The sequence below is a fragment of the Microbulbifer variabilis genome, assembly GCF_052468405.1.
Genome location: NZ_CP174343.1, coordinates 2,010,477 through 2,024,266, shown reverse-complemented (window position 1 = coordinate 2,024,266; position 13,790 = coordinate 2,010,477). Strand labels below are relative to the sequence as shown.

The window sequence follows — 13,790 nt, the reverse complement described above, 5'->3', positions numbered from 1 at the left end:
AGCCACGTATAACAATCAAATTTGGCTTTCCTTTTACAGCAGATTGGAGAGACATCAATGAGAATTAAAAAACCACTTACCCTTGCGATTGCAATGGCAAATGTTGCGGTAGTGTCGGCTTGGGCTCAGGAAGAAAGCCAACAGGATGATGATTGGGTACTAGAAGAAGTAACGGTTACCGCAACCAAGCGCGAAACCAACCTGATGGAAACCCCGGTAGCGATCAGTGCATTTACTCAAGAAGAGCTGGATCGACAAGGGATAAAGAACGTAAAGGATTTGGGCAACACTATCCCTAATGTGGATATTGGCTATGATGCCTCCCAGTCCTCCCCTGTAATTTCTATGCGGGGCGTGCGCTCTACTAACACCACTGAGTTTGGTGACCCAGCTGTTGGTTTGCACTTCGATGGTATTTACTCATCACGCCCCCAGTCTGCTATGGCAATGATGTTTGACTCCGAAAGGGTTGAAGCCATGCGTGGGCCGCAGGGCACCCTTTATGGGCGTAACTCTACCGTTGGTGCCATTAATGTTATTTCAAAAAGACCGGTAATTAATGAGTTCGAAGGTTCAGTTGGAGTTGAGTTCGGTCGCTGGAATCAAGAGCTGGTAAAAGGTGTTATCAATATTCCAGTTTCAGACGCCTTTGCTCTTCGTGCGTCCTTTATGGATGAGACACGGGATTCCTACCTTACCGGGTTTTATGACGTTAACCAGTGGGATAATCGCTATATTGATGCTGACTCTGTAGGTGCGGGTGTATTAGCTGATAACGCAATCACAACTTTTATTCAGGCGAATAACGCTGAAGGAGCCACAGACTATCAGCTGGTCAGGGCGGATGCTGAAGATTTTTATGGGAATGTTGATCAGCAAGCGGTGCGTATAGGTGCGTTATGGGAACCGACTGACGATATTTCTTGGTATGCCGTAGCGGAACACTATCAGGATAGTAGTGCAGGCGGCATCAACACTATCGACTGTGAAAAGGCTGAGCAGCGCGAAGATGGAACAACTTGTGAAACCTACTACGGCTCCGGTGCTGATGAGTACACCGTAGCGGTGAATGTACCAGGTGAACTTGATCTCACCATGACTTCATTCCGTTCTAACTTCCGCTGGGATTTCAGCGATACCATGGCGTTTGTGTATAACACCGGGTATGCAGTTCAGGAACGAAGCAACCTGATTGATATTGATGCTGGTCGCAATACCTGGGATATGAGTATGAGCATTACAGACTCAGAAAATGTCTCTTACTCCCATGAGTTACAGTTACAATCTACAGGTGATGGTCCCCTACAGTGGATTACAGGTTTGTTTTATTTCCACGAGACCACTGATCTGAATGGTTACTTTCTGGCCTCATTAGATAATGCCGTATTCTGGAGGCAGCCAGATAGAACTATAGAAGCCAGCGCAGTATTTGCTCAGGCTACCTATGACCTTACTGATACCCTCCACCTAACTGTTGGTGGTCGATATACGGAAGATAAGAAGAGTGATGTAGGTGGTAACAACCTGAGTTGCACTCGAGACTGGTCCACTGAATCAGATGAAGAGTATGGCTGCTTCCCTGCCTATTTACAGGGCACCTTTAATAGCTTCTCTACCAACCACTTTGCTGACAGCTCAATTTATACAATTGATACTTACAATGATGTCAGCAAGAGCTGGGATTCATCCGACTTTCGAATTGGTCTCGATTATGACCTGACAGATGAAGTCATGCTGTATGCATATGTTGCAAGTGGATTTAAGTCCGGTGGTTTGGGTGATGTTGTCATCCAATATGAGCAAGACCCGGACACGGCTGAGTACATCTACGATGATGAGGGAAATCGGGTTGTTCAACAGGTAATTGACACTAGCTATGATGAGGAGAAGGTCATTACTTGGGAGCTAGGAGCAAAAGGTACCTTCTTGGATGGTCGACTAAATCTGGCTAGTACCTTCTTTTTCTCCGACTATAAGGATATGCAGCTAGCTGCACCTGATACTGCATACTCGTACTATGCGGTAGAGCGAGAAGGTGAGAACGCAGGTGAAATTACGACCGAGCCCGTCGTTATTTACCTTACTAAGAATGCTGCTAGCGCAGAGATTATGGGGTTAGAGTTAGAGTTTGACTGGGCCCCCTATCCGAATGGCCGAATCAGTGGTTTTGCTACCTGGATGCAAACAGAAATCACCTCTGATTTTCAGAACCGCTGGAATTTCAATAACCAAGCGTTATTCGAAATTTCGGATTACGGTTTAGCTCATGACAATACTAATGAAGAGCTCTTCCGAAATTTGAAGGGTAATGAGCTGCCTGTATCACCTGAATTCAGCTTCACAATCAATTATGATCACACCTTTGAGTTGGTCCACGGCGGTGCAATTATTCCGTTTATAGGCATCCACTGGGAAGATGAGTCTTATCTGACCTACTGGAATGTTGATAAGCATGATTTCCCGGCTGGTGATACTTCGGCTTATGATGATGGCCGAGATTCTTTCTGGATGATCAATGCGTCCATCAAGTATATAAGCCCAGATGATCAGTGGAATGTTGAAGCTTATGGTAACAATATTACCGATGAAATTGTTCCGTACTACGCAGATGGAAGTGATGGCCTGGTATCCGGTCCATTCTCCACACCTGTGAGCTACGGAGTACGTTTCAACTACAATTTTTAAGTAAAGTTCCCAATAAGAGCCCCTCAAATCCGAGAAGCCCTGGGCTGCTCGGATTTTTTTCATTCTGTCTTGTATACCTATGGAAGTCATCGTAGTCTTTGTTTACTAATATATCCCAGTATATGTTTAATAGCTTTTCCGGGTAAAAATGAAGTAATGACAGGGTTATTCTTATGCCAGAAATTGTACTTGAAAAAGAACGTAAATCTGTATTGGTGGAGAAGATAAGGAAATACCTTTCTGAGGAGTTTGATCTCGAAGCTGGTGGCTTTGAGGTGGAGTTCTTGATCGATTTTCTTGCAAGGGAGATGGGGGCTGGCTTCTACAATCAAGGGCTGCATGATGCACTGGCTATTGTATCTTCAAAACTGGAAGATATATCTGATGCAATTTATGAGATTGAGAAGCCTGTGAATTAGATCTATCACTCCTCCTGCAGTGTGGGTAAGGGGAGGGTTAAGAGGGTACAGCAGTGATCTGTAGTTCAATATTTGGGGTGCCTTTTATGCTGTCTTTTCTGCCTGAATAAATAACATAGTCAAGAAGACCAGAATAATACTTGGAAAAAGGAACTACTGAATTCTGACATTTCCAGAAGCAGGGTTAGTGCCAGTACAAAAATCGGGTTCAAGAATCCATAAGCGGCTACTTTGGTGGGACCAATTTTTACCGTGTCGAACTGCAGCAGAAAGAAACTCACTAGTGTGGTGAATAGCGCTAAATAAAGTAAGCTGCCATTGAGTTGAAAAGATGTATTTTGCCAGTTTATGGTGCCTAAGAGGGGGAGGGTAAAAAACAATAACCAGAGTGCACCGAATAAAATTACCCAATAGGCCATGACCTCTGTAGGTTCATCAGAGTGAACCCGCTTAACCAGTGGGTTATACAGGCTAAGTGAAATTGCACCTGATAAGAAGATCCAGCTCGCCCCCGGTTTAGGTCCAGTGTTAATGCAGCCATATTTCTCTTGAAGCCTATCCAGGCTGCACCCAGGGTTCCCAGAAATAACCCAATAATTTTCTGGGTACTTATGGAAAGTTTTGCAAGTGATGCAGAAAATTTTTAAAGAAAAGCAGAATCAAACAATAATCTCTTGCTGTGTAGAACAGTGGACGCTGCCTCCACCTGAAGCAATTCCATCAATTGCTATTTGCTCAATTATATGATTGGGGAAGGCGCTTTGCAAAACAGCTCTGGCTTTCTCATCTGCATTTCTATCGCCAAATTTTTGAGCAATTATTGCGCCGTTACAAACATAGTAACCAATATAGCCTGCGGCAAAGTCTTTAGTACCAAATCTCTCATTAATAATTTCTGGTGTATCCAGGACGTGTAGGTTTAGCGGATTTCCATTTGCGTCGACACTATTGCTTAATGTGTTGATATTTTCGCGAGTAACCTCATAGTCATAGGAGGATTGATAATTATCCCTGCTGACTATAACTTCCCCTGGTTTGATAAAACGTGCGTAAAAATCGGTATGGCCGTCTGTGATATCCATTCCCTTAATGCCTTTGAGCCAAATAATTTTACGTAATCCGAGCAGTGTCTTGAGTTCCTTCTCAATATCTATTTTTGACCATCCTGGATTGCGGTTTTTATTGAGGATGCAGCTCTCAGTCATAATCGCTGTGCCATTTCCATCAACCTCAAAGCACCCACCCTCTAGTACAATGTTGGCTCTCTCATGGATTGCTCCAGATGTATTGGCAATATACCTGGCGACTTGTTTGTCTAACGAGTGTTCCTGTTTGTTGCCCCAACCATTGAAATTGAAATTCAGTGCAATTTTCTCCCCATAGGTGGATCTTACAAAGATAGGGGCAGTGTCACGAAGCCATAGATCATCGACTTCAAAAGTATGAAGCTCGATTTTAAAATTTGAATTATCTATATCCAGTAGCTCTTCTGCTTCATGTAAATTTTTTCTGCTCACAAGGAGAGATACGGGCTCATATTTGGCAATTGTATTTGCAATTAATGCCAGATTCCTTTTTACCTCAGGAACTTGCTTATGTGACCAAATATAATCATTGGCAACAAAAGCCATCCATGTTCTCTTGTGTTGATCGCTTTCATCTGGCATGTGCAGCGAGCTGAAGGTTAAGTCCTGCATGGCTAATGATTTTTTTGCGAATATCGGGGCTGCAAGTAAAAGGCTGCTAATCTTAATAAATAGTCTTCGGTCAATCATGGTGGTTTTCTGTTATTTCAGATTGTTGCTTTTTTGCAGTTTCATGGAGTTGAGTTTAATATTCTTTTGCGTCTTAGGCTACATATTTATGTGATATTTCTGTGGAAAGTGATAGTTTAAGGGGCTTGCTGATTCTTTCTTTTTAGGTGGATTTGCTGCGTCTAAGGGGAGGGTTTATCCTGTGGGTTGGCGGTCTATATCTTTATAATTTTTTTATTAATTTAAGATATAATTAATCAAATATTAAAATGAATAAATAATTTATTTCTGCAGTGCTCGGTTCGTATTGGTCGCTACATATCACGGGGTGGTTATGATAATGTCCTGGATTTAGTAGCTAAAGCTTCCTGATTTCAGCACTCTTTTTAGTTGTAAGGGAGCATAATTACTCCTTTCATTGGTGGAGTGTACCCTTTGTATCGATAACCACCTGAGCTTTATGTATAGGGGTGAAACCGAGAGTTCATGTTTATACTTTACGCAGATAGCAGTGGCCTGATAGTGAAGTTATTCGAGGTGGCATGTGAAAGTATTGGTTGTTGGGGCGGGACCTACTGGTCTTACCGCTGCCATTGAGCTTACCCGCCTTGGTTTGTCACCAAGGATTATTGACCGTCGGGACAGCGCATCCACTCTAAGTAGGGCTGTGGGTATTACTTCCCGCAGTCTTGAATTGCTTTCGAAGTCAGGCGTTTCAGAGAAATTGATAGCTGAAGGTATTGCTGTTCAAGCTGCCTGTATCTATCTGGATACGCGACTAGCGCTTGAATTCCCCCTTCACTCCGATCGCACCTATTTCCCCACTATTCTCGGATTGCCTCAAGACAGGACCGAATCCCTTATGGCCCAGGTACTATCAGGTATGGGTGTTGAGGTCGAATATCAGAAAGAGCTTACATTTCTTACTGAATCTGAAGGCGGAGTGGTAGCCCAGTTTAATGCGGGTGAGGAGGAGCGTTTCGATCTTGTGATTGGAGCGGATGGTATCCACAGCACTGTTCGTGAGGCTGCAGGTATTAATTATCCTGGGTTTGACCTGGAGGAAGAATGGTCGATTGCCGATGTCGATACCGATGGTTGGCCCCCAAAAAGAAAGTTCACATTGGTAAAAATGGAGTCCGGAGTGGTAGCTGTTGCAGTGCCTTTAGGGGAGGGGCGCCATCGTTTGGTGGCAAGCTGTGACGATGCCATAGGGGCTTTCCCAATGGCATTGGATATCAAGAGGGTTCGTCGTCAGGGAACCTTTAATATTTCTGTTCGCCAGGCTGAGACCTACTCGAAAGGCAGAATACATCTTGCTGGAGATGCAGCCCACTGTCATTCTCCTGTAGGCGGCCGCGGTATGAACTTGGGGATTGCCGATGCTGCTGAGCTAGCAGCGCGGGTTGTAGCAGGGCGGCTCACTGGGTACTCAGAATTGCGTCACAGGGAGGACAAGAAGGTTATTAACGTTACCGAGCATGGCCGCAAAATAGTCACTGGGCAATCCCTTAAGGCAAGATTTGAATTCAGGGCCCTTATAGCTGCCGCCAACTCTTTGCCGACGGTGCGGAGAAAGTTGGGGCAGTTTGCGGTAGAGCTTTAGTCGTGTAAATAAGTAGCAGCTTCTAGCTTGGGTTAAGTCTATACAGGGAAATTGTTCAAATTTTTTGATGCCAACAGCCTATCTTTTTAACTTAACTGCTGTACCAAAAACCAGGATCTCTGAGGAGCCGTCCATAATAGCACTTGTAGTAAAGCGAATACCCACTACGGCGTCAGCACCTTTCTGTGTTGCGCTATCGCTCAGTCTTTGAAAAGCTTTTTTTCTCGCTTCGGTCAGCATTTCGGTATAGCCGCGGATCTCTCCACCGACAATACTCTTGATCCCTGCCATTAAGTCACGACCGATATGTTTTGACTGAACAACATTGCCAGTGACGATATCCAGCACCTCTGAGATTTCCTTTCCTGGTACTGTTTCTGTAGTTGAAAAAATCATTTGACTTCCTTCTTATGGCGAAAGCTAGTGTAAAAGTATATATCTAATACGTGGTTATCGTAATCGAATGGTTATATATCTTAATTATTTTCCTGAGGAAAGTAAGCATTGCCAATAACCAACATCCACCCACTGCCCAAACTTGTATCCCACTTCCTTAAAATGAGCGACTTTCTTCATGCCAAATTTCTCATGAAGTGCGACGCTACTTGCATTGGGTAGTGCTATACCGCAGATAACTGCATGAACATCAAGCTGTATCAACTGCTTTAATAATTCTGCGTAAAGCTTCGAACCCCAGCCTTTGGATATTGAATTTGTATCTAAATATACGGTAGCTTCTACTGAGTGCTGATATGCACAGCGCCCCTTCCATTTACTGGCATAACAATAGCCAACTATGCGACCTTCATATTCTGCGACAAGCCAGGGGAGGTTGTTTCTGGAGCATTCTTCGATCCTGTTGGTGATAATTTCAGTTGAAACAGGCTCGGTCTCAAAAGTAATAAAAGTACTTTCTATATAGTAATTGTAGATTTCAGCAATCTCTGCGGAGTCTAAAGTAGTAACTGGTCTTATCATGCTTATTCTTAGTTCTTCCCTCGTCGTAATAAGAAAAATGGTCAGCTTAATTAATGCTTGCCTTCCTTGGTGTTGTTCAGTGATTTCTCTAAAGCCTTCGATTCTTCTATTACTCGAACTGACCAGTCTGTTCGTTGCTGATCAGAGATTATATCAGGATCTATATCATACAGGCTCCAGTTTCCCGATGGGTCTTTCACAAACTGGGTGCCATACCATTGTGGTTGGTTTAGGTTCATCATTAATCGATCCCATGTAGCTGCTTTTAACCAATTTGCCTTGCTTTTGTCCTCAGCAAGGATGGCTGCTATGGTGGTAAGTGCGTGAGCGAGCCTAATATCTTCCGCATTATTGCCATGCTGGAAAATAAGTGCTGCATGGTAGAAGTCTTTTGAAGTCTTAATTCGGCCCTCTGCTAGCATCTTTAGTACTTTTTCACGTCGATTCTTGTCTTTATGATTAAGTACATTCCAGTCGATTTCGTCGTGTGAAAGCTTGCGTGCAATCTGATCCTGGTTAAATAAACGGGTTAGCTGCTCATTTTCCTGTGGGTGTCGGCTCTCAGATGCCTTATCTATACCTGTTCCGTGATCTGCAAGCGAATCATGAATTGTAATACAGCAAGTATAAATTAGAATTTTAATCAGGGTCTTTTTCATGCAATTACTTTTGTGCTGTTAATGGTGAAGTATGGGGCTGATAGCCCCATGCTACTTCTTTATATCGCTATCGTAGGATAAATGTTAGGTATCCAGCTCTTATATGCCAGTTTATAGAGTCAGAAATAAGCTCTTGCTTGTTCTTATTTTCATTATCTTCAGGTTGCGTGTATAGAGATTGGGTATTACCTGGCTGAGGCTCATTTGAGTAGCTAAGTTGATACATGTTTAGATCCCCTGGCTACAATTCATTATTCAGGGTGTCTTCCTGGTGTGCGCACCCAACGAGAGCAATAAGCAGAAATGCTGATGATATGAATCTCTTTGTCATCTTGGTATTCTGCTTAAGCATTATGTGACCTCGGATATCTTAATTTACCAGCTGTAGTTAAAATGCTCCAGGGTCCAAACCAGCAAATAGTGATTTTAAACTGATAGTTTTCTGAGAGGCAGGAAGTTGTGATTTTCTGTCTTGGGTTTGAGTGCATTTGGAAATCACATGATATACAGAAGTGTCCATTTGCTTTAGGCCCATATTGCCCCAGTTTATTTCTTGCTTACATGTCTATTGTTGTCATGGTATTGCCAGAGAACGTTGATTATCTTCCATTCGTCTCTATCATTTTTATATAAGTGCATGTAGTCAATCCACTCATCTACAGATAATTTTACTGATGCAGCTCGATTATCAATATCAAGGATATCTATATCAATTCTAGGGGAAGGTGGAAACTTATCTCCATCCTTATTGTAGTTTTCGGCTATCCAAAGCATGGTTTCATAATCTGTCTCCATTATGAATTCTGAACCATCCTTAGTTTTCCAATAGGTTCTTTTGACTAATTTTTTATCTAAACCCCTACCCATTAATTTGGGCTTAACTTGGTGTTGTGATTCAATATAGTCGAGTACAGCCCTCTCTATGCTTTTCTTATCATCGGGTGAATTTGCAGTTACAGCATTGACGATCAGGAAAGATAAAGTGAGCAATGCAATCCGATACATAAATACTTCCTTGGATTTTTTGTGGTTTATTTTATATTCTGGTTGAGAATATCTGTCTAACTATCCACGTTATTTATCATTGAAGTTGATCTTGTCCTTTTATATAGGTGGCTGAAATGTATCCTGTGTCTATCTGCCTTCTTTGACTTGAGGAAGCAGGGCTGTACCAGATCTATCTATCAAGATGGCTGGATTGGATGATTTTTATCGATAGAACTCAACATAAAATTTTACGTTCCCTAGCGGTTTTATGTGGTGCCTTATAGTTGGTTCTACTACGCCAAATTTTTTAGGACTCAACTCAACAATCTCCACTTCAGGCTCTTGAATCGTATATTCCAGTGATCCGGAGAGGATTACAATTTTCCCCCATACTCCGTCCTTGGTATTGTGATCTTTCAGTAGTCCTGGAGGGATGTCTTGTTCAGTGAATTCAGGGGTTTTCTTATAGGGGGTTATACCTGGGGGCAACTCTTTCATTGACGGCAACCTTTTATTGTTTGGATAGAATTTTGGCAATCTAGCCTTTGGTTATAGGCTGATTGGAGCCACATTTTTTGAATGGTTCTCAATAAACCCTAGGTAGGTTGATGCGAGAAGTTCTGGTGCTTCCCACTGCGGATAGTGTCCCACTTTTGCCAGTTCTACGATGCCAGCTGGCCGCTCTATCAGTTCGCGGAACCGGGCTACCATATGTGCGCCTGAAACCGGGTCATATGAGCCATTTATGAGCTGCAGTGGGCCAGGGTACTGGTTTAGGGCATCCAGCCATCGCTGGCGGTATTCGAGTCGTTCTTGCATGTAATTTATCAGTTTGTGGAAACGGTATTTGCCGCCGTTGTACTGGATAATTTGCCAGAGTTCACGCAATTCGGTCTCTGTGGGCTTGGTGGCAGGTCCAAACAGCACCTTGAAACTGCGGCAGAATTGACGATAGTTCACTAGCAAGTTGATCAGGGGGCCGATGGGGGAAATCAGTAACTTCTGGATGGGTCGTGCTTTGTGCGTTTCAGGAAAGAGACCACCATTCAGTAAGCACGTAGAACGGAAAAGCTTCTTTTCCCGGCTATTGTCTCTAGCGAGCAGTTCCTGGGCAACGGTATCGCCGTAGTCGTGTGCCAATAGATGTAATGAAGTGATTTCTAGGCGATGTAGAAGCTCTTCTTGTAAGTCGGCTTGCTCATGGATGCTATACCGGTGTTGTTTTGGTTTGTCAGAATACCCAAAGCCCAGCATATCCATGGCAATACACCGGAAATTTTCCGTAAGTTGTGGCCAAACTTTATGCCAGTCATAGCTACTTGTTGGGAAGCCGTGAACCATCAATAGTATTGGCTTCTGAAGGTTATTTGGATCGCTGTCGATATAGAATAACCGGTGATTTTGGTAGCTGAAGTATTGGCCACTTGATAACCACTGTTGAGGCTGCATTGGTTCTTCCATTTCTTATCGTTGTATTCGCAGCAAAGATTGCATGAAGCGAGTACAATCTCAAGCAGTGTCGGATATTGGCGTAAAGAGTAACTACCCTGTGCCACGCAGGGCGTAAATCGCGGGCTTGTTGATTACCTTCCATACAGAAAGCAGGGTAACCGAGGCGGTTAGGCCGATAATAAGTAGTGGTGGCAGCAGCCAGCCCCAGAGGCTGGTTTCAATGCTGAACTCGCTTTGCTCAAGCCAAAGTGCCAGTGGGACCACTACCAAAGTCGCTACAGCGATACCGATAATTACGGGAATCAAGCTATCGATCAGGGTGTGATAGAAAATCGTCGCTGGGCGGGCGCCGATTGCCATGCGCACGCCAAGCTCGGTACGCCGCAGTTGTACACTGTAACTGAGCACTCCAAAGATACCGATGGCAGCAAGGCTGAGTGCCAGTAATGTGAGGGCGGTGGTTACCCAAACTGAGACCCGGTCATTGCTTAGGAGTAGGTCTCGCGCCTGCTCCAGGGAGAATAGCTCGGAAACTTTGTACTGCCTGTTTACTCCGGCAAATTCCCGATTGATTTCTGTGGTGCTGAGTGGTTGGTGAGGCTTATGTCTGAGTACGAGTAGGGGATAGCTCACATTGATACCGCGCACAAATAAGCGGGCGGGTTCCTTTTTGCCGGGCAGGCTTGCGTTGCGCACTATGCCGACCACTTGGTAGGGCAAATCACCTCGCCAGTAGTAGCGCTTACCTAATACTTCTCCATCCGGTTCCAGCTGCTGGGCCAGGGTTTCGTTAACGAGCATCATGCGATTGTTATCGGAAAACTCAGCCGCACTGATATGGCGGCCAGCTACCAGTGGCATACGCAAAATGGAAAGGTAGTTTTCGTCGACTACTGTGGTCTTGGCCATCACCGGGTTTTGTCGGCTGGCATCCTGACTCAGGGATGTGGTCCAGAGTGGCCGGCTGATAGAGATAGGAGTGTTTAAGCTCAGGCTGGCATTTTGTACTTTAGGGTGCTCCAGCAATCTTTGCCTGATGGCCTTCAGATAACTCTCTCGCTCGGTAGTGGGGGCGCTCCTAAGATTGCCGATATTCAGAGTCATTACCTGAACGTTGTCCAAAGGGAAACCAAATGGTTGGTTAATCAGGCGATTGGCTTGCAGGAATATCTGTAAACTGGCGACTATGAGTAAGCTGGTCATTGCCACTTGGCTACTGATGAGTACCTTGCGGATTAGAGGCGAGATCTGTACGCCGGAACCTTTGCCGCTGCTCTGCAGCATTTGATTCAGTGCGCGGTAATTAACCTGGCGACTGACTATGGCTGAGAAGAACAGGGCGAGAAGTAAGGCACACAACAGTGCAAAAACCAGTGTCTGCCAGTTTAAGGTGAGCTCTTGAATGCGAGGAATTTGTTCCGTAGCCATCACCTTTAATACTTCCGTCGACCCCAGGGCTAAAAGTAGAGAAAGTAATGCAGCCCCTAACATAAGTAGGCCGATTTCACACAGCAGGGCCAAAAAGATATGTTTTTTGTGTGCGCCCAACGCGACCTGTATCGCCATATTGCGTTGTTGTTTGGCTGCGCGAGAAAGAATCAGGTTGGTAACATTGGCGCAGGCAATTAACAGAAGCACCAGTGTACCGCCCATTACCATTAGAGTTCGCGTGGCACTGTCGCCAAGTATTTTATTGGCGAAGGGGGTGAGTCGGTATTCAACGGACCTTTCTACCGAAGAGGATCTTCCCGCTAGGGCCGCTTGATACTGGGCATCCATTAATGTGCTCAATTCATGCCCCGCACTGGCGGGGTCAATGCCCGGCTTCAGCTTTCCTGTGAGCATGCGAAAAGGCAGGAAGCCTCTCCAATTATTTCTGCGCTCTACTTGTGTATCGTTAAAGTCCCAGGGCAGCCAGACCGCCGTTTGTCGGCCCTGCTTATAGATCTGGGGTTCAATGAAGTCTTTGGCGGTGACGCCGACAATACGAAAGTCCACCTCCCCAAATTGCAGGCTTTGCTCCAAGACATTTGGGCTGCGCCGGAACATCTGCTCCCAGGTTTGATAGCTGATAACCGCCACGGGAACCCGGCTGTCGAGCCCTTCATCGGTATTGAATTGTCTGCCCAAGGCCAGGGGTGCTCCAGCCAGCTGGAGATATTCCGGAGAGACATAGGAAACATTAACCCGTGGTGATCCGGATAAGTTGCGAACCACATCTTCCCAGAAGTACACCAGGGCGCTGGATTCGAAGAAACTGTCGTTCTTATAGATTTCAACCAGGGCGGGGTATTGGCTGTTGTTTTCCAGCCGCAGCTGCTTGTTCTGGTAGAGATTACCATTCACGACATACAGCCGATCTTCGTCCGGGTAGGGTAGGGGCGCGGCTAGCAGTTGGTAGTTGAGATTAAATAGCGTTACCAGGGCGCCGAGGGTGATACCCAGGGTTAAAATAATAGTGGTGGCGTAGCTCCGCGCCCGGCTGAGGGACTGGAGGGCAATGGACAGGTCCTTTGTGGTGATCATAGGGCCATCTCGTGAGGCTCTTTTATGGGCTGTGGCGTTGAGATTTTTCCATCCAGCAGATGCAATTGACGGCTGGCCATATCTGCATAGCGAGGGTCATGGGTCACCATGCACAGGGTGGTACCTTCATTATTGAGTTGCCGCAGCATTTCCATTACTGCATCGCCATTGTGGGAATCCAGGTTGCCGGTGGGCTCGTCCACCAGTAGCAGGGATGGATTGCCAACTAGCGCCCGGGCTATGGCGATTCGCTGCTGTTGGCCACCGGATAACTGGTTAGGTTTGTGAGAGGCCCGGTGACTCATCCCCACCTTCTCCAGGCAGTGTTTCACTTTTTTGTCGGCTTCAGACTTGGGAATGGGATTGCGTCGGTATCGCAGGGGCAGGGCGATATTGTCGTAGACAGAGAGTTCGTCAATCAGGTTAAAGGACTGGAAGATAAAGCCTACTTTCTCGTTACGAATTGTCGCCGCCTCACGCAGCGACAATTGAGCGACTTCAGTGCCTTCAATCTGATAGCTGCCGCTGGTGGGGAGGTCCAGCAGGCCGAGGATCGAGAGAAGTGTGGATTTACCGCAACCCGAGGGGCCGCAGATAGAAACAAATTCCCCCGAGTAAATACTCAGGTCAACGCCCCGCAGGGCGTGAGTTTCCATTTCTTCGGTGCTGAACACCTTAGTGATCCCGGCCATATGGAGGATTGGCTTGGACATAGCGAACTCCC

General features: G+C 45.4%; 13 protein-coding genes. 3 read left to right on the top strand and 10 right to left on the bottom strand.

What is annotated here, in order from left to right:
• Positions 1–57 precede the first annotated feature (57 nt).
• The gene (locus tag ACJJJB_RS09195) at positions 58–2,685 is read left to right on the top strand and encodes a TonB-dependent receptor (protein WP_445366106.1); all 2,628 of its coding nucleotides are present in this window, start codon (positions 58–60) and stop codon (positions 2,683–2,685) included.
• A gap of 173 nt (positions 2,686–2,858) precedes the next feature.
• Positions 2,859–3,104 (top strand): DUF2164 domain-containing protein, encoded by a 246-nt coding sequence (locus ACJJJB_RS09190; protein ID WP_020412969.1) that lies wholly within the window; start codon positions 2,859–2,861, stop codon positions 3,102–3,104.
• A 119-nt stretch (positions 3,105–3,223) separates the two neighbouring features.
• Here ACJJJB_RS09190 and ACJJJB_RS09185 read toward each other — a convergent pair whose 3' ends face one another.
• Both ACJJJB_RS09185 and ACJJJB_RS09180 read right to left on the bottom strand, forming a co-directional pair.
• On the bottom strand, positions 3,224–3,604 hold the full coding sequence (locus ACJJJB_RS09185) for an EamA family transporter (RefSeq protein WP_445366271.1): 381 nt from the start codon (positions 3,602–3,604) through the stop codon (positions 3,224–3,226).
• A 159-nt stretch (positions 3,605–3,763) separates the two neighbouring features.
• Positions 3,764–4,879, bottom strand: coding sequence for an agmatine deiminase family protein (locus ACJJJB_RS09180; RefSeq protein ID WP_445366105.1), 1,116 nt, complete (start codon positions 4,877–4,879; stop codon positions 3,764–3,766).
• A 523-nt stretch (positions 4,880–5,402) separates the two neighbouring features.
• Between ACJJJB_RS09180 and ACJJJB_RS09175 the strand changes: the two genes are divergently transcribed.
• Complete coding sequence (locus ACJJJB_RS09175; protein WP_445366104.1) at positions 5,403–6,464, top strand: FAD-dependent oxidoreductase; 1,062 nt, start codon at positions 5,403–5,405, stop codon at positions 6,462–6,464.
• 78 nt (positions 6,465–6,542) lie between these two features.
• Here the strand turns inward: ACJJJB_RS09175 and ACJJJB_RS09170 are convergent, their stop codons facing one another.
• The 8 genes from ACJJJB_RS09170 to ACJJJB_RS09135 form a co-directional block, all read right to left on the bottom strand.
• On the bottom strand, positions 6,543–6,860 hold the full coding sequence (locus ACJJJB_RS09170) for a heavy metal-binding domain-containing protein (protein ID WP_020412965.1): 318 nt from the start codon (positions 6,858–6,860) through the stop codon (positions 6,543–6,545).
• 84 nt (positions 6,861–6,944) lie between these two features.
• Positions 6,945–7,442: an arsinothricin resistance N-acetyltransferase ArsN1 family B gene (locus tag ACJJJB_RS09165; protein ID WP_020412964.1), complete on the bottom strand. Its 498-nt coding sequence runs from the start codon at positions 7,440–7,442 to the stop codon at positions 6,945–6,947.
• Positions 7,443–7,492: 50 nt separating this feature from the next.
• Entirely contained in the window at positions 7,493–8,101 is a 609-nt protein-coding gene (locus tag ACJJJB_RS09160; RefSeq protein WP_445366103.1) for a hypothetical protein, read from the bottom strand.
• 546 nt (positions 8,102–8,647) lie between these two features.
• Positions 8,648–9,106, bottom strand: coding sequence for a nuclear transport factor 2 family protein (locus ACJJJB_RS09155; RefSeq protein ID WP_445366102.1), 459 nt, complete (start codon positions 9,104–9,106; stop codon positions 8,648–8,650).
• Between the two features lie 204 nt (positions 9,107–9,310).
• On the bottom strand, positions 9,311–9,586 hold the full coding sequence (locus ACJJJB_RS09150; RefSeq protein ID WP_445366101.1) for a TehB family protein: 276 nt from the start codon (positions 9,584–9,586) through the stop codon (positions 9,311–9,313).
• 51 nt (positions 9,587–9,637) lie between these two features.
• Positions 9,638–10,537 carry an alpha/beta fold hydrolase gene (locus ACJJJB_RS09145; RefSeq protein ID WP_445366100.1) on the bottom strand — a complete coding sequence of 300 codons (900 nt, stop codon included), beginning with the start codon at positions 10,535–10,537 and terminating at the stop codon, positions 9,638–9,640.
• Positions 10,538–10,630: 93 nt separating this feature from the next.
• On the bottom strand, positions 10,631–13,066 hold the full coding sequence (locus ACJJJB_RS09140; RefSeq protein WP_353376270.1) for an ABC transporter permease: 2,436 nt from the start codon (positions 13,064–13,066) through the stop codon (positions 10,631–10,633).
• Positions 13,063–13,779: an ABC transporter ATP-binding protein gene (locus ACJJJB_RS09135; RefSeq protein WP_445366099.1), complete on the bottom strand. Its 717-nt coding sequence runs from the start codon at positions 13,777–13,779 to the stop codon at positions 13,063–13,065. The genes ACJJJB_RS09140 and ACJJJB_RS09135 overlap by 4 nt, the downstream gene beginning before the upstream one ends.
• Between the last annotated feature and the right edge of the window lie 11 nt (positions 13,780–13,790).